Below are 20232 nucleotides of genomic sequence, written 5' to 3' on the forward strand. Positions count from 1 at the left end.
TCTTATGCTTTCACAAATGCGAGCGCACACTCACTTATATTAGGTTGATATTAATTAAAAATTTATTAAAAATCGGATCGACGAACGGTTACAAATGACGGCCTTGCCGGCATGAAAAAGGGCCAGCGACCTCCCCAAACGGGCACCGGCCTGGCGGGTTCTGGCAGTGGATCGACGGGAACGCGACAACAAGCCGTGCGCACCGGGGCGCTCTGGGCGGCCCGCTGGGTGCCCGTGCCCCGCACTGCGCACGCCCGGGGTTCGACCCAGACCACGCGCGTGAAGGAGCTACCGCCCTTGAGCGGGCTGCGCGTCGCCGGCACGCCGGTGAGAAAAGAAAGGGTGTCAGGCGCTAGTGCGCATTCCGCTTGAAGGATCGGCGTCGCGCAACCACAATGGGCGAGCTCAAAAATGTGTAGCACGCCACGCTGCCCCCAATGGGAGCGGGGCGCATCCCCTTCATTTCAAGGTGCACGCTGGCCGACATGCGAGCCGATCTGGAAGAGTCGCTGACCGACACCGTCTACCGCACGGTGTTCGAGCCTGACGCCTGGGCCGAGGCCATGCGTCTGTGCGCGCAGGCCTTTCCTTCCAACGGGCAGACCTTCTATTTCCTCGACAAGCTGTCCGGCCGGATCCGCCCGGTCGCGCTCGAAGGCGTCGCGCCGCGCTGGCTGGCGGGGTTCAACGACCTCTACTTCGCCCGCGACAACCCCTGGATCCGCGTGAGCGAGCGCCTGCACCGCCCGGGCGTGGTGCGCACCAACGAGCGCCTCGACGCCTTCCTGCGCGAGGATGGCGCGCTCTACCGCTCGGCCTACTACAACGAGTGGATGCGGCCGCAGGGCTTTCGCCACACGATCGGCAACACACTCTTCGCCGAGGACGAGGTGGTGGCCAACGTCACGCTGCTGCGCGAACCCGGGATGCCCACCTTCAACCGGCGCGAGGTGGCCGCATTCGAACGTCTGAGCCGGCACATGACACGCGCCCTGCGCCTCGCGGTTCGGCTGGAACACGCCGAAGCCACGGGGCGGGGCATGGCCGCGCTCGACCACCTGCACCACGGCGTGGCGCTGGTGGGCCGCGATCTGCGGGTGATGTACGCCAACGCGTCCATGGAGGCGCTGCTGCGCGGCACGAATGGCCTGCGGCTGCGCGAGGGGCGGCTCACCACGGGTTCGCGCGCCACGCTGGAACGGTTGCAGGCGATGGTGAAGGCCGCGCTCTCGCCAGCGGCAGGAGCGCCACCCGACACGCTCACGCTGGCGGCCACGGCCTCGTCCACGCTCAGTCTGCAGGCCTCACCGGCGCGCGGCGCGGCAGGGCGTTACCTGCCCCGGCAGCCGCTGGCCCTGCTGACGGCCACCACCCTGCAGCCCAACGACCCCGTGTCCCACGACGCGCTGCGCCAGCTCTACGGCTGCACGCCGTCCGAGGCGCGGCTGGTGATGGGCCTGGTCAGCGGCCTCACGCTGCGCGCCGCTGCGCTGGCAGCGGGCACGTCCTACGAGACCGCGCGCACCACGCTCAAACGCGTGTTCATCAAGGTCGGCGTGCACAGCCAGTCGCAGCTGGTGGCCCGCCTGCTGCGGGCGGTGTGAGCTCCCCCCCTGCGCCGCTGTGCGGCTTCCTCCCTCTCTGGCGCGCCTCCGGCGCTGGGAGGGGGGACGGCATCTCGGGCCGGCGGAGCCGGACCCTGGATGCCTCCGGCCACGGTTGTGGCACTCGGTGCGTGTCGCGCTCCGGTTCGGTGACAACGGGTGGGCTCAATCGCTGGCCTGCGCCAGGAAGGCATGCAGGGCGGCGGCACCTGCGCCGGTGGGCGTGTCGCCGGCGGTGCACAGCAGCAGTTGCCGTGTGGCCCATGCGTCGCTCAGCGGGCGTGCCACCACGCGATCGCTGGCGAGGCGCCGCGCGGTGGCCTGCGGCACCACGGCCACGCCCACGCCCTCCCCCACCAGCTGCATCAGTGTGTCCAGCCCGCGCACGCGCACGCGGTGGTGCAGGCCCCGGCCATGCTGCAACGCCCTGTCGTGCAGCAGGCGGCTGAGGCCACTCTCGCTTGCCAGGCCGACGAAGGGCTTCTCCAGCAGGTCGGTGAACGGCAGCGGTTGCCGCGTGGCGCGCCGGCCTTCGCGCGGCAACACCGCCACCAGCCGGTCCTCCCGGAAGAAGCGCGTGTTCAGGCCTTCGGTGCTGACGTTGTCGGCCACGATGCCGATGTCGGCCTGACCCTGGCGCATGGACATCAGCGTGTCGCGGCTGCCGAGTTCGCGCAGGTCGACGTCGATGTCGGGATGCGCCACGAGAAAGCGGCCCAGCAGCCCCGGCAGGTGCTCGGTCATCGCCGCGGTGTTGCAGAGCAGGCGCACGGTGCTGCGCACGCCGTGGGCGTGGGCCGCCATGTCGGCGTGCAGCGCCTCCATGTCGCGCTGCAGGCGGCCGGCGTGCAGCAGCAGCGTGCGGCCGGCATCGGTGGTGCGCACGCCCTGCCGGGAACGCAGCAGCAGGGTCGCGCCGATGGCGTGCTCCAGCTGCTGCAGCCGCGTGCTCGCCGCCGCCAGCGACAGGTGGATGTGGCGCGCGCCCGCGGTGATCGAACCGTGCTCGACGATGGCGGCGAACAGGCGCAGATCGAACGGATCGATGCGGTAGGTGGGCGCGGTGCGTGGGGCGGTCATCGGGCGATCCTCCGGAATCGGCGAAGGATACCTCCGGCGATGGCCGATGGACACCGCTGCGACCGGGTCGCAACATCCGCCCATGGACCATTTCACGCTCGCGCTGATCGCCTTCGTTTTCCTGGCCGCTGGCGCGGTCAAGGGCGTTTCGGGCATGGGCCTGCCCACCTTCTCGATGGCCTTGCTCGGCCTGTTCATGCCCACCGCCACGGCGGCCACGCTGATGCTGATTCCTTCGCTGTTGACGAATATTGCCCAATGCGTGGGTCCGCATGGTCGCACCCTCGCGCGGCGTCTGTGGCCCATGTGGCTGATGCTGGCCCTGGCCACGGTCTGGAGCCCGTTGCCCGACCTCGGCAGTGCCGGTTCGGGCGCGCGTGCCACGCTGGGTGTGGTGCTGGTGGCCTACGGCCTGTGGGGCCTGGCCAGGCCCGCGTTGCCCTCGCCGGGCCGGCTTGCGCTGCCGGCCGGTGGTGTGGCGGGTCTGTTCTCCGGCCTGCTCACGGCCGCCACGGGTGTGTTCGTGATGCCGATGGTGCCGTACCTGCAGTCGCTGCGGCTGGAGAAGGATGTGCTCATCCAGGCGCTGGGCCTGAGCTTCCTGGTGGCCACGCTGGCCCTGGCGGCACGGCTGGGCCCGCTGGCCGTGCTCAGCGGCGCGGCGGTGCCACTCACCGGCCACGCCATCGCGCTCGTGGCCGCCTTCGCGGGACTCTGGATCGGAGCGACCCTGCGGAACCGCTTGCCGTTGCCGGTGTTCCAGCGTGCGCTCTACAGCGTGTTCCTGGCACTGGGCTCACTGATGCTGGCGCGCGCCTTCTAGGCCAACCCCATGCAGCCCGAACCCGATGTGCTGCAACTCGCTGAAGCCCTCGAGCGCGCCTACCGGCTGGCGCTGGCCGTGGAGGCGCTCGCGCCTCGCGGCGGCGACGATGGCGAGGACCCTTCGATCACACGGGTGGCGAACGAGCTGCTGGGGGTGCTTGACCAGGCCCGGGCGTCGATGCTGCGGCCTGGCCATGGTCGGCAGGACCCTTCGGCCTCATACTCGCAGCGACCAACACTTCCGCCGCGACCATGACCGAACCCACCGAAGCTCCGCCTCCGGACAAACCCGCCGAGCCCGCCATCACCCCGCCCTCCATCGCCCCCGTGTCTGGCTCGCTGATGCTGCGGGTGCTGCTGGTGGCGGTGACGGCGGCGTTCATCTGGATCCTGCTGCCGTTCTATGGCACCGTCCTCTGGGGCGCGATCATCGCGCTGCTGTTCGCGCCCATGAACCGCTGGCTGCTGCCTCGCATGCGTCAGCGCCGCAACCTCGCGGCGCTGACCACCATGCTGGCCGCGCTCGTGATCGTGGTGCTGCCCGCGGTGCTGGTGGCCAGCTCTCTGGCGCGCGAGGCCAGCCAGCTCTATGCGCGCATCGATTCCGGGGAGCTCAAGCCTGCGCTGCTGCTGCGCCGCATGTTCGAGGCGCTGCCCGACTGGCTCACGGACCTGCTCGCGCGCTTCGGCCTGGGCAACATCGATCTCATCCAGCGCAAGCTGACGCAGGCCGCCACACAGGGCAGCCAGTTCATCGCCACCCAGACCTTCAACCTCGGCCAGGACGCGCTGGGCCTGGTGATCAGCCTCGGCATCACGCTGTACCTCGCGTTCTTCCTGATCCGCGATGGCGGCAGCCTGGTGCGCTCGATCCGGCTGGCGATTCCCCTGCCGCCCGACGACAAGCAGGAGCTGCTGGAACAGTTCGGCACCGTGCTGCGCGCCACCGTGAAAGGCAACCTCGTGGTCGCGCTGGTGCAGGGTGCGCTCGGTGGCCTGGCCTTCTGGTTCCTGGGCGTGAACGCCGCGCTGCTGTGGGCGGTGCTGATGGCCGTGCTCTCCCTCCTGCCCGCCGTGGGCGCAGGCCTGGTGTGGGGCCCCGTGGCCATCTGGCTGTTCGTCTCCGGCGACGTCCTCCAGGCCGTGGGGTTGACGCTCTACGGCGTGCTGGTGATCGGCCTGGTGGACAACCTGCTGCGCCCGCTGCTGGTGGGCAAGGACACCGGCATGCCCGACTACCTGGTGCTCATCAGCACCATCGGCGGCATTGCGGTGATGGGCATCAACGGCTTCGTGATCGGCCCGGCCATCGCGGCCATGTTCGTGGCGGTCTGGGGCATCCAGACGGCCACGCGCGTGCGCGCCCGGGCCGCGGCGGTCGCCATGGTGGACGCCCCGCCGGAGTCCCCGCGTCCCGACACGACAACGCCGCCCCGCTGACACGCCTTGCACCCACAATGCACCGCATGAACACCTCCACATTCTGTGCCACCGTGCTCGCTGCCGGGCTCGCAGGCTGCGCCAGTTCCACACCCGCACCCCCGGCCGGTGAACGCTCGCCGATCATGTGCACGCAGGACGTGACGCAGTGCCCGGACGGCCGCTTCGTCGGCCGCACGCCCCCGGGCTGCACCTTCGTCTGCGCGGCCCCCACAGCACCGGCCACGCGTTGACATGGTCTGGCGCCACCCGCGCTTCACGCTGCTGGTGGCCGCCACGGCCTGGTTCGCCCTCGGGTTGCAGCTGTTTCTCTCGCTGCGGCTGAGCACCGCCCAGGGTGGAACGCCCGTGGGCGCTCTGGTGATCTACCTGGGGTACTTCACGGTACTCACCAACCTGCTGGTGGCGTTGAGCCTGAGCGTGCCGCTGATGCGGCCCGCCAGCCGGCCGGGGCGGTGGTTCCAGCGCCCGGCCGTCGCCTCGGCAGTGGCCGTGAGCATCACGCTGGTGGGGCTGGCCTACCACCTGCTGCTGCGCCACGTGTGGGATCCGCAAGGCCTGCAGAAGCTGGCGGACGTCATGCTGCACTACGCGGTGCCGCTGCTGACCGTGCTGCACTGGTGGTTCGCCGTGCCCCCGACACGCATGGCCTGGTGGGCGCCGCTGGCATGGGCCACCTGGCCGCTGGCCTACCTGGCCTATGCGCTGCTGCGCGGCCTGTGGCTGCAGACTTACCCCTATCCGTTCATCGACGTGACCGTGCTGGGCTACGCGCGCACGCTGCTGAACGCGCTCGGCCTGCTGATCGCCTTTCTGCTGGTGGGCGCGCTGTTCGTGGCGGTGGCGCGCTGGCGGGCCCGCTCACTCGCGGCGTCACGCCACTGACGCGCTGAGCAGGCGTTGCACCAGCGGGTGCTGCACCTTGCGCGCGGTGCCGATGGCATAGAAGTGTTCCTGTACACCGTCGCAGGGACCGATCCACTTCAGGCCATAGCCTTGCGCCAACGGTTCGCGCATGCGCTCGGCCGCGGGCAGCACGCCCATGCCGGACGCACCGAAGGTGGCCAGCAGCGCGCTGTCCTCGAACTCGCCCACCACGCGCGGCTGCACGCCCTGACGTTCAAACCACTGGTCGATGCGCAGGCGCACGGAGGACTGCGCCGTGGGCAGCAGCACCGGCACCTGCGACAGGCTGCGCGGAAAGTCGCGCCGGGCCTGGGTGTGCCACGCCTTCGGCGCGTACCAGCCCAGCGGCGACGAGCCCATGGCGTGGCTGTACAGCTTGAGGTTGGGGTTCGCCGGTGCCGGCCGGTCCGACAGCACCACATCGAGCCTGTGCAGCGCGAGCGCAGCGAGCAGATCGTCGAAGCTGTCCTCGTGGCACAACAGGCGCAGGTTGGCCTCGGTCATGGCGGGCGCCAGCAGGTCGCGCACGGCGAGCTTGGGCAGGCCATCGGAAATGCCCACCACGAGGCGCACGCGCTGCTGGCTCGCGGCATCGCCCACGGCGGTGGGAAGCTGCTCGCCCAGCTGGAATATCTGCTCGGCCAGCTCCAGCGCGGTCTGGCCCGCCTCGGTAAGCGCCAGACCCCGCCCGGCCGGCTTGAACAAGGCATGGCCCAGCGACTGTTCCAGCAGCCGCACCTGTGCACTCACGGTCTGCACCGCCATGCCCAGGCGGGCCGCAGCATGCGACATGCCCCCCTCCTTGGCCGTGACCCAGAAGTAATAGAGGTGCTTGTAGTTGAGTTCCGGGTGCATGATTCGGAATTTCAGGACAATTGTTCCCTGATTTTCTGCTTTTTCCGATGCCCCGAACTGGCTACGCTCGGGGCCTCGCCCGCAAGGGCATCCCGACACGAGGCATTCATGCGTTCCTATCCCACCGACAGCCCGCAGGCCGCCGCGCGCCTGCTGGCCACGGCCCTCGTGGCCGATGGCAACTACTCGCTCACCGAAATCCGCGCGCTCGATCGCCTGCACGCCTCGCGGCGCCTGGGGCTTTCGCCCGAAGCGCTGAAAGATGTGCTCGACACCTTCTGCGAAGACCTGCTGACGGCGGCTGGCGGCCAGTGGACGGGTTCCGCCGCCATGGACAGCACGACCCGCGAGCAGCTGCTCGCCGAGGTCCAGGACCCGGCGCTGCGTGCCCAGGTCGTGGAGCTGTGCCAGGCCGTGGTGCAGGCCGACGGCCATGAGGCCGAAGGCGAGGCAGCGCTGCTGGATGCGCTGATCCGCGCCTGGCGCCAGTGGCCCCACACCGCGCACGCGTCGCGCCCTGTGGGAGCCCTGTCATGAAGGCGCTGATCTGGGGTGTCTTCGGCCTGCTCGCGCTGTGCTGGACCGGACTGGCCACCGCGTCGGTGCAGATCACCGAATGGCTGCTGACGCTGGTGGCCTCGGGCCAGGCCACTGACGCAGCCGTGGCGGCCGGGCAGTGGCCGGTGCCGGCGTGGCTGGCGCTGTGGATCGATCCCGCATGGCTGAAAGCCATGCAGGGCGCCTGGCTGACGTTGGTGCAGTGGCTGGCCCAGGTGCTGCCGTCCGCCGGCGGTCTCATGAGCTGGATCACGCCGCTGGTGTGGATCACCTGGGCCCTGGGCATGCTCTGCCTGCTGGTGCCGGCGATCGCGTTGCACTGGCTGTCCGGCCGCCTGAAGACACCAGCCACGCTGCGCAACGCCCAACCCTAGCGTCGGGGCCTCGGGTGTCACGGAGGGCGACCTAAAATCGGCCTTCCGCACCACGGACCGCCCGCTTGACGCTTTCCGCCTCCACCGCCCCAGCACCCGATACCTGTCCGCTCTACGTGGACCTGGACGGCACGCTCACGCCCAGCGACACCCTGCACGAATCGGCCATGCTGTTCGTGCGACGCAACCCGCTGAACCTCCTGCGCATGCTGGCGTGGCTGCCGCTGGGCAAGGCGGCCTTCAAGCAACGGCTGGCCAGCGCCGTGCGCCCCGACCCGGCCCGCCTGCCCTTTCACGAACCCTTCGTGCAGTTCCTGCGCGACGAACATGCCCGGGGCAGGCCGCTGGTGCTCGCCAGCGCGGCCGACGCGCGCATCGTGCAAGACGTGGCCGCCCACCTGGCCGTGTTCGACGACACGCTGGGCACCAATGCCCGGCAGGACGGCATCAACCTGAGCCGCGCCCACAAGCGCGCCGCCATCGACGCCCACGCGAAGGCCCACGGCCACAGCGGCTGGGCCTACGCCGGCAACAGCCGGGACGACCTCGATGTGTGGGCCGGCAGCGCTGAAGCGGTGGCGGTGAACGCGTCGCCCGGCGTGGTGGCGTCGCTGCGACGCACGCACCCGCAGGCGCGCGTGTTCGAACGTGAACCACTGAGCCTGAAAACCCTGCTGCGCGCGATCCGGCTCAAGCAGTGGTCCAAGAACGGCCTGCTGTTCGTGCCCCTGCTGGGTGCGCACTCGCTCAACCCGGCACTCTGGGGTGTGGTGCTGCTCGCGTTCCTGGCCTTCGGCCTGTGCGCGTCGGCCACCTACCTTTTCAACGATCTGCTGGATCTGCCCAACGACCGCGCCCACCGCATCAAGCGCAACCGCCCGCTGGCCTCGGGTGCCCTCGGCATACCCACCGCCGTGGCGCTGGGCGCCGCGATGCTGGTGCTCGGCTTTGCGATCGCCTGGTCGGTCTCCGCCGGCTTCACCGCGATGCTGCTGGCCTACACGGCGGCCACGCTGGCGTACTCGCTCTACCTCAAGCGCCTCGCGCTGATCGACGTGCTGGTGCTCTCGGGGCTGTACACGCTGCGCATCGGCGCGGGCGCCGTGGCTTCGGGGGTGGACCTGTCCAACTGGCTGCTGGCGATCTCGATCTTCCTGTTCCTGAGCCTCGCGCTGGTCAAGCGCTGCGCCGAACTCGAGGAACTGGAGGACGACGGCAGCAGCCTTGCGCCGGGCCGTGGCTACCACGCGCGCGACCTGGCCTCGCTGCGCGCCATGGGCATGGCCAGCGGCTTTCTCGCGGTGCTGGTGCTCGCGCTGTACATCGACAGCCAGAACAGTCAGAAGCTCTACGCCCACCCCGACTGGCTCTGGGCCGCCGCGCCGGTGCTGCTGCTGTGGATCATGCGCATCTGGCTCAAGACCGGGCGGCGTGAGCTGCACGGTGAAGACCCGCTGCAGTTCGCCCTGCGAGATCCCTTCAGCTGGGGCACGCTGCTGGTGATGGGTGCCATCGGCCTGGCCGCCACCGTCGGTTTCTGAATCCGGAGCGCACATGAAATCCCTCGCCCTGGGCCTGGCCCTGTTCTGCGTGCTGCTGTCCTCGGCAGCGCAACTTGCCATGAAGCGCGGCATGGGTGCACCCGTCGCCGCCGACGTGGGCAGCACCTACGCGCAGGCCCTCACCAGCCCGCTGGTCTGGCTTGGCCTGATGCTGTACGGTGCCAGCGCCGTGCTCTGGCTGTGGGTGCTGTCGCGGCTGGATGTGAGCGTGGCTTACCCGCTCGTGAGCCTGGGCTTCGTGGTCACGCTCGCGCTGGGCGTGCTCTGGCTCGGTGAGCCGTTTTCCTGGGTGCGTGTGGCCGGCTGCACCCTCATCGTGGTGGGCGTGAGCCTGCTGGCACTGGACGCTTGACGATATGCGCGCCTCCGAATTCTCCGCCCACACTTCGCGCCAGATCTTCTGGGGCACATTCGTCTTCACGCTGTTGCTGAAGGTCGCCATTGCCGCCGGTTTTCCCATGACTGGCGATGAAGCCTTCTTCTACCAGTGGGGCGTGTTCCCGGCCTGGGGCTACTCGGACCACCCGCCCATGGTCGGCTGGCTGATCGCGGGGCTGCGCCACTTCGGCGATCACCCACTGGCACTGCGCAGCTTCACCCTGCTGGTCACCAGCGTGATCGCGCTCGGCGTGGTCGACCTGCTGCGCCGCTTCCTCCCCGAGGAACGCGAGGCCAGCGCCTGGCTGGCGGGCGCGGTGTACCTGGCGATGCCGTGGTCGTGGATGTTCGTGCTGGTGACGACCGACACGCCGCTGATCTTCTTCATGGCGCTGTCGGCCTGGTGCTACCTGCGCGCCGACAGCAGCGCACAAGACAGGAGTCCGGGCAGCGCCCCCTGGTACGCGCTGGCAGGGGCCTTCCTTGGCCTGGCCTTCCTCTCCAAATACTTCGCCGCGCTGCTCGGCTTCGCCTACGCGGCACACTGCTTCGGCTGGCGGCGCGAACGCTGGTGGGCGCCGTTCCTGATCTTTGTGTTCGCCCTGCCCGCGATCGCGCTCAACATCGCCTTCAACGCCACGCACGGCTGGAGCAATGTGATGTTCAACGTGTTCAACCGCAACGAAGGGTCGAGCTGGAACATCGAGACCTTCGCGGTGTATGTGGCGATGGCGCTCTACCTGCTCACCCCGTGGCTGCTGTGGCGTGCCATGGCCGCGCGCGGCGATGCGCCCGGTGTGTCGAAATCCACGGTCCGCGCGCTGCTCGTGCTGTGGCTGTTCCCGATGGTGGTGTTCCTGCTGCTGAGCACGCGCCGCAGCATCGGCCTGCACTGGGTGCTGGGCTTCGTGCCGCTGTTCGTGATCTGGGCAGGACTGCGGCTGGATGCCCGCCCGCTGCGCCGCAGCCTGGTCTGGACGGTCGCGCTGTCGGTACCGCACCTGATCGCGGTCGCGGCCATTGCCTGGGCGCCACTGTCGTGGTGGCAGCCCTTCAAGATCTACGACCGTGCGGTGTTCCTGCGCGAGACCGGGGCCATTGTGGCCGCGCTGGAGAAAGACCTGCCGACCGGCGCCACACTGATGGGCCGGACCTACAACCCGGCCGCCATGCTCGCGTTCCACCACGGACAGTACGTGCCTGTGTTCGGCGTGGGCAAACACCACGCGCGGCAGGACGACCAGATCATCGACTTCCGCCGCTACGACGGCCAGCCGATCCGCGTGTTCCTGTACGACGAACCGAACCTCGCCGACTTCGCCCCGTACTTCGAACGCGTCAACACCAAGCGCTTCGAGGTCGATGGCGTGGCCTTCTTCGCGGTGGACGGTGAAGGCTTCCGCTACCAGGCCTTCCACGACACCGTGCTGGCCGAGGTCGCACGCGAGTTCCATGACATTCCACGCTGGCTGCCCTTGCTGGGCAACCCGTTCTGCGAACGCTACGGCTTCGCGGCGTGTTCGCCAGGCCGGCCCTGATCAGGGCGCGCCGAACGGCACACGCGGTGCCACCGCGCACATGAGCTCGTAGCTGATGGTGCCGGCGGACGAAGCCACTTCGTCGATGGGCAGCACCTCGCCCGAGCCAGCACGGCCCCACAGCACCACCTCGGAGCCGATGCCCGCCGTGTCCACACCGCTGAGGTCGACCGTGAGCATGTCCATGCTCACCCGGCCGATCACACGGGTGCGTACGCCGTTCACCAGCACCGGGGTGCCCGTGGGCGCGTGGCGCGGGTAGCCGTCCGCATAACCGCAGGCCACCACGCCGATGCGCATCGGGCCGTCGGCCGTGAACGCCGAGCCGTAGCCCACGGTGTCGCCGCGCTGCAGCGACTGCGTGCCGATGATGCGGCTGGACAGCGTCATGGCGGGCTGCAGGTCCCAGTCGGTGACGCGTTTCTCGGGGAAGTCGGGCGCGCTGCCATACAGGGCGATGCCCTCACGCACCCAGTCGGCCGAGAGGCTGGCCGAGCCACGCAAGGCGTGCTTCGCGTGGCGCAGGATGGCCGCGCTGTTGCACAGCGTGCGCTCGCCCGGCAGGTCGGCGGTGGCCTCCTCGAACGCGGCGACCTGGTGAGCGATGCCGCGCGCGCCGTCGGCGTCGCTGAAGTGCGTCATGAGCGATATCTCGTCCACCTGTGGCAGGGCATTGAGCCGTGCCCAGGCGCTGCGGAAGGCGGCGGGTGTGAAGCCCAGCCGGTTCATGCCGCTGTTGAGCTTGAGGAAGACGCGGTGCGGCACCTGGGTCTTGTGCGCCGCGAGCCAGTCAATCTGTTCGGTGCAGTGCACGGTGTGCCACAGGTGCAGGCGCGAACAGAGTTCCAGGTCGCGCGGTTCGAACACGCCTTCGAGCAGGTGGATCGGGCCGCGCCAGTCGAGCGCGCGCAGGCGCTCGGCCTCGGCCAGATCGAGCAGGGCAAAGCCATCGGCGGCGCGCAGGGCGTCGAAGCAGCGCTCGATGCCGTGGCCGTACGCGTTGGCCTTGACCACCGCCCAGACGCGCGCGTCGGGCGCGAAGTGGCGGGCACGTGAGAGGTTGTGTCGCAGGGCGTCGGAATGGACGGTGGCGAGGATCGGACGTGGCATGAGAAAGAAGGATCGGCGGGAGGGGAACGTGCGGTAAGTCGCGCGACGGGCCGGCGATGGCCTGCCGGGTGAAAACCCGGGGTGGAACGCCCCGGAGCCCCCAGGGCCGCATGCTATAACCCGGCTTCGTCTGGAGACCGTCAACTGTCGCACAAAAAGCCCGGCGACCCCCACCCGGCCCCCATGGGCTGAAGCGCCTCGGCACACAAAATCATCTCCATGAAGCGCGGCTTCTACACCATCATGACGGCGCAGTTCTTCAGCTCTCTGGCTGACAACGCGCTGTTCATCGCGGCCATCGAATTGCTGCGCACCCGCGGTGCCCCGGGCTGGCAGGAAGCGGCACTCGTTCCCCTGTTCGCGCTGTTCTACGTGGTGCTCGCGCCCTTCGTCGGCGCGTTCGCCGATGCGCGGCCCAAAGGGCAGGTCATGTTCATCAGCAACGCCATCAAGGTGGCGGGCTGCCTCCTGATGCTTTTCGGCGTGCACCCGCTGCTTGCCTACACCCTGGTGGGATTGGGCGCGGCGGCCTACTCGCCGGCCAAGTACGGCATCCTCACCGAACTGCTGCCGCCCTCGCAACTGGTCAAGGCCAACGGCTGGATCGAAGGCCTGACGATCGCCTCCATCATCCTCGGGGTACTGCTCGGCGGCCAGCTGGTCGGCCCCTGGATTTCCTCGAAACTGCTGGCCATCGACGTGCCCGGCATCCACACGGGCATCTCCCACCCGGCCGAGGCCGCCGTGGCCGCGCTGGTGGTGGTGTACGCGCTGGCGGCCTGGTTCAACACGCGCATCCCTCTCACCGGCGTGACGCCACGCCCCATGCCGAAAAACCCGCTGACGCTGCTGCCGGACTTCTGGCGCTGCAACAGCCGGCTCTGGCGCGACCGACTGGGGCAGATCTCGCTGGCCACCACCACGCTGTTCTGGGGTGTGTCGGGCAACCTGCGCTACATCGTGCTGGCCTGGGCCGGTGCGGCCCTCGGTTATGGCAGCACCCAGGCGTCGTCGCTGGTGGGCGTGGTGGCGGTGGGCACGGCGGTGGGTGCGGTGATTGCATCCCTGCGCATGCGGCTGGACCAGGCGACGCGCGTGATGCCACTGGGCATCGGCATGGGCCTGCTGGTCATTCTGATGAACTTCATCGACAACGTCTGGGTGGCCGCGCCCTTCCTGGTGCTGCTCGGCGGGCTGGGCGGCTTCCTGGTGGTGCCGATGAACGCCTTGCTGCAGCACCGGGGCCACAACCTGATGGGCGCCGGGCGCTCGATCGCGGTGCAGAACTTCAACGAGCAGGCCTGCATCCTCGGCCTGGGCGCCCTGTACAGCTTCTCCACCGGCATGGGCTGGTCGGCCTTCGCGGCCATCACAGCCTTTGGCGTGCTGGTGGCCGGCTGCATGGCGCTGATCGCGGTATGGCACCGCCACAACCAGAAGAACCACCCGCACGAACTCGAGCGGCTGCTGGAAATCGCCCGCCGCGACGACCTGCACGGCTAGACCAGGCTCCCCCCTGCGCCGCACCTATGGTGCGTCACCCCCTCGAGGGGGCAACACCTGCGGCCTGGCGAAGCCAGTTCCGCGGTGTTTCTGGATGGCGTTGTCTCCCTCCGCTGCCTGAGGCGCTCCGGCGACGTCAGAACCCCACGTTGGTAGGCGCGAATCCGTCCAGGCTGACCAGCCGGTGCTGGGCCAGCACCTTGTACAGGTCGGCTTCGCCCACCGAGCGCGAGAGGTAGGCGTCGCTGCCGGCCAGGCCGGCTTTCATGCGGTCCATGCTGCCGGCGGTGGGCGCGAACATGATGACCACCGGCGCCCCTTTCGGGCCCTTGGTCTGTTTGGCGGTGCGGCAGATCTGGTTGGCGTCGGGGACGCCCTGGAGACGATCGATCACGACCACGCGATAGGGGTGCGCCTTGAGCATGCTCAGCGACTGTGCGGCCTCGCGCGACCAGTCCACTGTCAGGCCGTACTTGCGAAAGCGCTTGAGGAGGATGCGGCCTTCCACCAGGCTTTCGGCCACGAGCAGCATGTCACCGCGCGCGACCTCGGGCACCGGCGCTTTCTCGACGCTGAGCTTCGAGCGGGGCGAGCGCGTGGCACGCGGTGCAGGCGCCGGTGGCGACGGCAGATCTTCCAGGCTGCCGAAGTCGGTCATGCCCATCACGCCGGGCCGCGCGGGCGGCTCGACCCTCGGGGCCACGGGCGACATCACGCCATTGAGCAGGGGCCGCGTGGGCGGAAACTCGGTATCGGGCGAACGGCGGCGTGCTCCGCGCACAGCGGGTGCCATGGTGGGCGGCAACACGCCGGTGAACGGCTGGGTGTGGGCGAAACCGCGGTCGCCACCCGCGCCGGGTGGCACCTGCGGTGGATGCTGGAACGGCACCGATCGGCCGCTGGCGAGTTGCATGCTCGCGTCCAGACCCTGAAACTGGGACGGCTGGAAGGCCTCCTGCCGAGGCAGGCGCGAATGGCCGCCGCTTCTGCGCCGCGCAGGCGCAGGCCGCGCGGCGCCCACCATCTCGTCGAGCGCGGCGAGCATGGCCACCAGCTTCACCGGTTTGCGATGCAACGGCCAGCCGGTTCCGCCATCGGAACTGCCCACGAGGATGACCTTGCCGGGCAGCTCGGCATCGCGCACCAGCAGCACGGCCTGCACGTTGTCGGCATTGACGATCAGGATCTGCGCGTCCATCACCTCGTCCTGCACCAGATAGCCCGGCGGACGGCGCGAGGCCAGGCGGAAGAAGGACTCGAACGTGGATGACTCGGCCTGGGAAAAGCCCACCAGTGCCACGGTGTATGCAGCGATCATCTCCGGCCCCAGAATTGTTATCGGATGTTGCGGGCCAGTATGCCGCGCAGGCACCCCCAAAAGGAAGGGAAAAGGTTCGCGTCCGCCACCGCAAATGCACCTTTCGTCGTACACAGCCCGCAGACCGCACAATCCGTCACAGTGCATCCACCTCACCAGGAGCCTCACATGCCCAGCATCTATGACTTCGACGCGCAGTCCATCGACGGCAAGACCGTGCCCTTGCGGCAGTTCGAGGGCCAGCCGCTGCTGATCGTGAACACCGCCAGTGCCTGCGGCTTCACGCCGCAATTCGGCGGCCTGGAAAAGCTGCACAAGACCTACGGGGAGCGCGGGCTGGTGGTGCTGGGCTTCCCCTGCAACCAGTTCGGCAGCCAGGACCCCGGCAGCAACGACGAGATCGCCAGCTTCTGCCAGCTCAACTACGGTGTGAGCTTCCCCATGATGGAGAAGATCGACGTCAACGGCGCCAACGCCCACCCGCTCTACCAGTGGCTCACCGCCGAAGCCCCCGGCCTGCTGGGCAGCAAGGCCATCAAGTGGAACTTCACCAAGTTCCTGGTGGGCAAGGATGGTCGCGTGATCAAGCGCTACGCACCGCAGGACGCGCCGGAGAAGCTGGCGAAGGATATCGAGGCGGCGCTCGCGGGTTGAGGCTTGTAGCGCTTCTGGCGGTGCCCTCGCGGTGGGCCGATGGCGGTGCCCGCCTGCTCCGGCCCCTTATCGCGGATGCGTGTGCCTGGGCGCATCTGCTGCCTCATCACAAGCCGGCGCCGGGATTGACCGGACCACCCGACCTCACCCACCAACGCAGAGCGAAACACCCCACCACGCCCAGGAGATTCAGGCCCCCCAAAGCCTCGTCCAGCACCTCCACCCAGTGCCGCACCGGCGTGCTGGTGCCGCTCTGCAGGTGCGTGATGCAGCCGATGTTGGCGCTGGCGATCACCGCCGGCTGGAGTTCATCGAGATGGCCGAGCTTGCGGTCGCGCAGCGCGTGGGACAGCTCGGGATTGAGCACCGAATAGGTGCCGGCCGACCCGCAGCACAGGTGGGCCTCGTTGTTCGCCACCTTCACCGTGAAGCCGAGTTCGGCCAGATGCCGCTCCACGCCACCACGCAGCTTCTGGCCGTGCTGCAACGTGCAAGGCGGGTGGAAGGCGATCACGCGTGAAGCATCGGGCGCGTGCTTAAGCAAGGGGCGCAGCGCCGGCACCAGCGTGGGCAGCAGTTCGCTCAGGTCGCGGGTGAGTTCGCTCACGCGCGCGGCCTTCGCGGCATAGGCTGTGTCGTCCTGCAGGATGTGGCCGTACTCCTTCACCATGACGCCGCAACCCGAGGCGTTCATGACGATGGCTTCGACGCCGCCTTCGATCAGTGGCCACCAGGCATCGATATTGGCGCGCATCTGCGCGCGCCCGCCGTCCTGGTCGTTCAGGTGGAACTTCACCGCGCCGCAGCAGCCCGCCTCGGGCGCGACCACGCCCTGGATGCCGGCCGCGTCGAGCACGCGCGCGGTGGCGTTGTGGATGCCGGGCATCATCGCCGGCTGCACGCAGCCCGCCAGCAGCAGCACGCGGCGCGCATGTGTCCGCGTGGGCAGGGGACCGGCGGCACGGGGAGTGGGCACCTTGTCCTTCAGCGCACCGGGCAGCAGCGGGCGCACCATCTGACCCAGCTTCATCGCGGGCGCGAACAGGGGGGAGGCCAGGCCCTCCTTGAGCATCCAGCGCACGGCCCGCTCGCCCGCCGGACGCGGCACCTTCTCGTCCACGATCTGCCGCCCGATGTCGACCAGATGGCCGTAGTCCACGCCACTCGGGCAGGTGCTCTCGCAGTTGCGGCAGGTGAGACAACGGTCCAGGTGCATCTGCGTCTTGCGCGTGGGCTCGGCGCCCTCGAGCACCTGCTTCATCAGGTAGATGCGGCCGCGTGGGCCATCGAGTTCGTCGCCCAGCAGCTGGTAGGTCGGGCAGGTGGCGGTGCAGAAGCCGCAGTGCACGCACTTGCGCAGGATGGCCTCGGCCGCACGGCCGTCGGCGCGCTGCTGGTACTCGGGAGAGAGCCGGGTTTGCATATGTCGATGCCCTTCAGCCCATGCGGCGCGGCGTGAAGATGCCGGCCGGATCGAACTCGCGGCGCAGGCGATCGTTGATGGTCTGCAAGGTTGCACTGGCGCGGTCGAAACGGGGCACGCCCGGCGCGCCGTCGGCCCCCGCGCGGAACAGCGTGGCGTGGCCGTTCACCGCCGCGGTGGCCACGCGGATGTCGGCCGCCGCCCCCGCTGGCGCCCACAGCCAGCGCTGCGCGCCCTGCCATTCGATGAGCTGCGGCCAGGGCATCGCCAGCACCGGCGCGGTCTGCGGCACCGAGAGCCGCCACAAACACCGATCGGTGGCCGTTGCGTGGAAGAAGGGAAGTTGCTGGTCGCGGCAAGCGGCCCACCCGCGACCGGCCTGCGCGTTGTCCACACGGGTTCCACCAGCCTCGCGCGCCATGCGTTCGCAGGCCGCCTCCACCGCGGCCACCGCGCCGCGCAGGCGCACGACCAGGCGGTCCGCCTCCCAACGGCTCGCATTGACCGGCAGGGGTTGTCCACCCCAGCGGTGCAGCTGCTCCAGCGCCTCGTGCTGGCCGAGCGGGAAGGTCAGCGTAGCCTCAGCGGGCGCCACGGGCAGCACCTTGAGGCTCACGTCCGTGATCACGCCCAGGGTGCCCATGGAACCCGCGAGCACACGGCTCACGTCGTAACCGGCCACGTTCTTCATGACCTGGCCGCCGTAGGTGAGCAGCTCGCCGCGCCCATTGATGAAACGCGCGCCGAGCACGAAGTCGCGCACCGAACCGGCGCTCGCCCGCGCCGGGCCGGCCAGGCCGGCAGCCACCATGCCACCCACGGTGCCACCAGGACCGAAGTGCGGCGGTTCAAAAGGAAAGCACTGCCCACGCCCGGCGAGTTCGCTTTCCAGCTCGGCCAGCGGCGTGCCCGCGCGCACCGTGACCACCAGTTCGGTCGGCTCGTAGCTGACGATGCCGGACCAGCCAGTAGTGGACAGGACGTCGCCCGACACGGGCTCGCCGTAGAAGGCCTTGGTGTGGCCGCCGGCAATGTGCACAGGCGTGCGCGCGGCCGTTGCGGCGCGGACCCGGTCGATCAGTTCGCCGGGCGTCTCGTGGGGCGGGGACGACATGGCGACGATGGTAGTCGCCCGGGCCTTCGCCGGTTTTGAATTTTCTGCACGCGGCAATGCAATCGCAGCCGGTCAGACCAGGGGCAACGAGGGTCCGGCTCCGCGGGCCCCAGGTGCCGTCCCCCCTCGAAGCACCGAGGGCGCGCCACGGAAGGGGGAAGCCGCGCAGCGGCGCAGGGGGGTGTCTACCGCGTGTACCCGGCACACATGCCGGCGTTCGGCCGCCCCTTGCACTCACGCTTGAGGCGCTTCTCGCGCACGGCGGGGGCCTCCTCCGAGGGCGCCTTGTGGAAGGTGACCCTGGACGGGAGCTTGCGGGTCGACGGTTCGGTGGCGTGCAGCGCGGTGGTGGCCAGAGCGCCCAGCACGGTGACGGCGAGCGCGCGCGAGAAGTATCCGGACATGTGTTCCTCCTGATGTTGTGTGGTGTCCGGCGCGCATCATAAAGAGGTGGCACATGCAAAAAAATAACCCGCGTGCCCTGAGGCAGCGCGGGTTCAATTCCAGAGGAGACTCGGTATCGGCGTGGCGCCTTCACGCCACGCCAGAGGCTCTGTCAGCTCAACGGTTGTAGGCCGTTTCGCCGTGCGAGGTGATGTCCAGGCCTTCGCGTTCGGCTTCTTCGCTGACACGCAGACCCACCACCATGTCGACAATCTTGTAGGCCACGAACGAGACCACACCGGACCAGACGATGGTCAGCAGCACGCTCTTGACCTGGATCCAGATCTGGGCACCCATGGCGTAGTCGTCGCCCTTGACACCACCCAGGCTGGCGGCGGCGAAGACCGCGGTCAGGATGGCACCGACGATGCCACCGACACCGTGCACGCCGAACACGTCGAATGCGTCGTCGGCACCCAGCAGCTTCTTCAGACCACCGACGCCCCACAGGCAGACCAGGCCGGCGATGAGGCCGAGGATGATCGAGCCCATCGGGCCGATGAAGCCAGCGGCAGGGGTGACGGCCACCAGGCCGGCCACAGCGCCGGAAGCAGCGCCCAGCATGGAAGCCTTGCCCTTGTGCATGGCTTCACCGGCAATCCAGGACAGCGTGGCTGCACCGGTGGCCAGGATGGTGTTGATGAAGGCCAGGCCTGCAACGCCGTTGGCGGCACCCGCGGAACCGGCGTTGAAGCCGAACCAGCCGACCCACAGCAGCGAGGCGCCCACCATGGTCAGGGTCAGGCTGTGAGGCGTCAGCGCCTCCTTGCCGTAGCCGATGCGCTTGCCCACCACGTAGGCACCCACCAGGCCGGCGATACCGGCATTGATGTGCACCACGGTGCCGCCGGCGAAGTCCAGTGCGCCGTCAGCGCCCAGCAGGCCACCGCCCCAGACCATGTGGGCCATCGGGATGTAGCTGAAGGTGAACCAGATGACGGAGAACAGCACCACGGCCGAGAACTTGATGCGCTCGGCGAACGAGCCCACGATCAGCGCGCAGGTGATGGCGGCGAAGGTCGACTGGAAAGCCACGAACACGAACTCGGGGATCGTCGGCAGCAGGCCCGACAGCGTGTCCGCACCGATGCCCTTCAGGAACACCTTGTCGAAACCGCCGAAGAACTTGCCTTCACCCGCGAAGGTCAGGCTGTAACCGTAGATGCACCACAGGATCGTGATCAACGAGAAGATCACGAACACCTGCATCAGCACCGACAGCATGTTCTTGGAGCGGGCCAGGCCGCCATAGAACAGGGCCAGGCCGGGGATGGTCATCAGGATGACCAGCATCGTGGAGGTCAGCATCCAGGCGGTGTCGCCGGTGTCGAGCGCAGGCTCGGCGGCAGCGGGTGCGGCTTCGGCCGGTGCAGCGGCGGCGGGCGCTTCAGCAGGCGCAGCGGCGGGCGCTGCAGGCGCTTCGGCAGGAGCGGCAGCGGCGGGCGCCTCGGCCGGCGCGGGGGTCTGGGCCATGGCGCTGAGGCCGCCGAAGGCGAGGCCCATGCCCAGGAACAGGGTGGCGATGAGTTTTTTCATGTTCGTGATC

At 69.0% G+C, this 20232-nt stretch carries 21 protein-coding genes; 13 read left to right on the top strand and 8 right to left on the bottom strand.

Annotated features, from left to right (window positions below):
• Nucleotides 1–485 precede the first annotated feature (485 nt).
• Nucleotides 486–1604, top strand: coding sequence for a helix-turn-helix transcriptional regulator (locus J2X09_RS22630; RefSeq protein ID WP_204734444.1), 1119 nt, complete (start codon nucleotides 486–488; stop codon nucleotides 1602–1604).
• A gap of 165 nt (nucleotides 1605–1769) precedes the next feature.
• Here the strand turns inward: J2X09_RS22630 and J2X09_RS22635 are convergent, their stop codons facing one another.
• Nucleotides 1770–2684 (bottom strand): LysR family transcriptional regulator, encoded by a 915-nt coding sequence (locus tag J2X09_RS22635; protein WP_310309465.1) that lies wholly within the window; start codon nucleotides 2682–2684, stop codon nucleotides 1770–1772.
• Between the two features lie 82 nt (nucleotides 2685–2766).
• On the opposite strand from J2X09_RS22635, the gene J2X09_RS22640 reads away from it, so the two are divergent.
• The 5 genes from J2X09_RS22640 to J2X09_RS22660 all read left to right on the top strand — a co-directional run bounded on the left by J2X09_RS22640 (nucleotide 2767) and on the right by J2X09_RS22660 (nucleotide 5834).
• Nucleotides 2767–3507, top strand: coding sequence for a sulfite exporter TauE/SafE family protein (locus J2X09_RS22640; RefSeq protein ID WP_204734445.1), 741 nt, complete (start codon nucleotides 2767–2769; stop codon nucleotides 3505–3507).
• A gap of 9 nt (nucleotides 3508–3516) precedes the next feature.
• The gene (locus tag J2X09_RS22645) at nucleotides 3517–3765 is read left to right on the top strand and encodes a hypothetical protein (protein ID WP_204734446.1); all 249 of its coding nucleotides are present in this window, start codon (nucleotides 3517–3519) and stop codon (nucleotides 3763–3765) included.
• A gap of 86 nt (nucleotides 3766–3851) precedes the next feature.
• Nucleotides 3852–4949 (top strand): AI-2E family transporter, encoded by a 1098-nt coding sequence (locus tag J2X09_RS22650; RefSeq protein ID WP_204734555.1) that lies wholly within the window; start codon nucleotides 3852–3854, stop codon nucleotides 4947–4949.
• 26 nt (nucleotides 4950–4975) lie between these two features.
• Nucleotides 4976–5182 carry a hypothetical protein gene (locus J2X09_RS22655; protein WP_204734447.1) on the top strand — a complete coding sequence of 69 codons (207 nt, stop codon included), beginning with the start codon at nucleotides 4976–4978 and terminating at the stop codon, nucleotides 5180–5182.
• A gap of 1 nt (nucleotide 5183) precedes the next feature.
• Nucleotides 5184–5834 (top strand): Pr6Pr family membrane protein, encoded by a 651-nt coding sequence (locus J2X09_RS22660; protein WP_204734448.1) that lies wholly within the window; start codon nucleotides 5184–5186, stop codon nucleotides 5832–5834.
• Here J2X09_RS22660 and J2X09_RS22665 read toward each other — a convergent pair.
• A complete protein-coding gene (locus J2X09_RS22665; RefSeq protein ID WP_204734449.1) occupies nucleotides 5823–6710 on the bottom strand; it encodes a LysR family transcriptional regulator in 888 nt (295 codons plus the stop codon). The genes J2X09_RS22660 and J2X09_RS22665 overlap by 12 nt on opposite strands.
• Nucleotides 6711–6818: 108 nt before the next feature.
• Between J2X09_RS22665 and J2X09_RS22670 the strand changes: the two genes are divergently transcribed.
• The 5 genes from J2X09_RS22670 to J2X09_RS22690 all read left to right on the top strand — a co-directional run bounded on the left by J2X09_RS22670 (nucleotide 6819) and on the right by J2X09_RS22690 (nucleotide 11120).
• Nucleotides 6819–7247, top strand: coding sequence for a TerB family tellurite resistance protein (locus tag J2X09_RS22670; protein ID WP_204734450.1), 429 nt, complete (start codon nucleotides 6819–6821; stop codon nucleotides 7245–7247).
• Nucleotides 7244–7642 carry a hypothetical protein gene (locus J2X09_RS22675; protein ID WP_204734451.1) on the top strand — a complete coding sequence of 133 codons (399 nt, stop codon included), beginning with the start codon at nucleotides 7244–7246 and terminating at the stop codon, nucleotides 7640–7642. Before J2X09_RS22670 ends, J2X09_RS22675 begins: the two co-directional genes overlap by 4 nt.
• A gap of 65 nt (nucleotides 7643–7707) precedes the next feature.
• Entirely contained in the window at nucleotides 7708–9183 is a 1476-nt protein-coding gene (locus tag J2X09_RS22680; RefSeq protein ID WP_204734452.1) for a UbiA family prenyltransferase, read from the top strand.
• Nucleotides 9184–9196: 13 nt separating this feature from the next.
• Nucleotides 9197–9556, top strand: a complete 360-nt coding sequence (locus J2X09_RS22685; protein ID WP_204734453.1) for an SMR family transporter — start codon at nucleotides 9197–9199, stop codon at nucleotides 9554–9556.
• Nucleotides 9557–9560: 4 nt separating this feature from the next.
• Nucleotides 9561–11120 carry an ArnT family glycosyltransferase gene (locus J2X09_RS22690; protein WP_204734454.1) on the top strand — a complete coding sequence of 520 codons (1560 nt, stop codon included), beginning with the start codon at nucleotides 9561–9563 and terminating at the stop codon, nucleotides 11118–11120.
• Here J2X09_RS22690 and alr read toward each other — a convergent pair whose 3' ends face one another.
• Complete coding sequence (alr, locus tag J2X09_RS22695; RefSeq protein WP_204734455.1) at nucleotides 11121–12230, bottom strand: alanine racemase; 1110 nt, start codon at nucleotides 12228–12230, stop codon at nucleotides 11121–11123.
• 219 nt (nucleotides 12231–12449) lie between these two features.
• Between alr and lplT the strand changes: the two genes are divergently transcribed.
• Nucleotides 12450–13733 (top strand): lysophospholipid transporter LplT, encoded by a 1284-nt coding sequence (gene lplT, locus J2X09_RS22700; protein WP_204734456.1) that lies wholly within the window; start codon nucleotides 12450–12452, stop codon nucleotides 13731–13733.
• A 136-nt stretch (nucleotides 13734–13869) separates the two neighbouring features.
• Here lplT and J2X09_RS22705 read toward each other — a convergent pair whose 3' ends face one another.
• Entirely contained in the window at nucleotides 13870–15051 is a 1182-nt protein-coding gene (locus J2X09_RS22705; protein WP_204734457.1) for a response regulator, read from the bottom strand.
• 168 nt (nucleotides 15052–15219) lie between these two features.
• Here J2X09_RS22705 and J2X09_RS22710 point away from each other — a divergent pair, with 168 nt between their 5' ends.
• Nucleotides 15220–15705, top strand: coding sequence for a glutathione peroxidase (locus tag J2X09_RS22710; protein ID WP_204734458.1), 486 nt, complete (start codon nucleotides 15220–15222; stop codon nucleotides 15703–15705).
• Nucleotides 15706–15811: 106 nt separating this feature from the next.
• On the opposite strand, the gene glcF is transcribed toward J2X09_RS22710, so the two are convergent.
• The 4 genes from glcF to amt all read right to left on the bottom strand — a co-directional run bounded on the left by glcF (nucleotide 15812) and on the right by amt (nucleotide 20222).
• Nucleotides 15812–17128: a glycolate oxidase subunit GlcF gene (glcF, locus tag J2X09_RS22715; RefSeq protein ID WP_204734459.1), complete on the bottom strand. Its 1317-nt coding sequence runs from the start codon at nucleotides 17126–17128 to the stop codon at nucleotides 15812–15814.
• Nucleotides 17129–17141: 13 nt separating this feature from the next.
• Nucleotides 17142–18242, bottom strand: a complete 1101-nt coding sequence (gene glcE / locus J2X09_RS22720) for a glycolate oxidase subunit GlcE (RefSeq protein ID WP_204734460.1) — start codon at nucleotides 18240–18242, stop codon at nucleotides 17142–17144.
• Between the two features lie 185 nt (nucleotides 18243–18427).
• A complete protein-coding gene (locus tag J2X09_RS22725; protein WP_204734461.1) occupies nucleotides 18428–18646 on the bottom strand; it encodes a hypothetical protein in 219 nt (72 codons plus the stop codon).
• Between the two features lie 157 nt (nucleotides 18647–18803).
• Nucleotides 18804–20222 carry an ammonium transporter gene (amt, locus tag J2X09_RS22730; RefSeq protein WP_310309469.1) on the bottom strand — a complete coding sequence of 473 codons (1419 nt, stop codon included), beginning with the start codon at nucleotides 20220–20222 and terminating at the stop codon, nucleotides 18804–18806.
• Nucleotides 20223–20232: the final 10 nt, after the last annotated feature.

Source organism: Hydrogenophaga laconesensis (assembly GCF_031457235.1).
GTDB classification, from domain to species: Bacteria; Pseudomonadota; Gammaproteobacteria; order Burkholderiales; family Burkholderiaceae_C; genus Hydrogenophaga; species Hydrogenophaga laconesensis.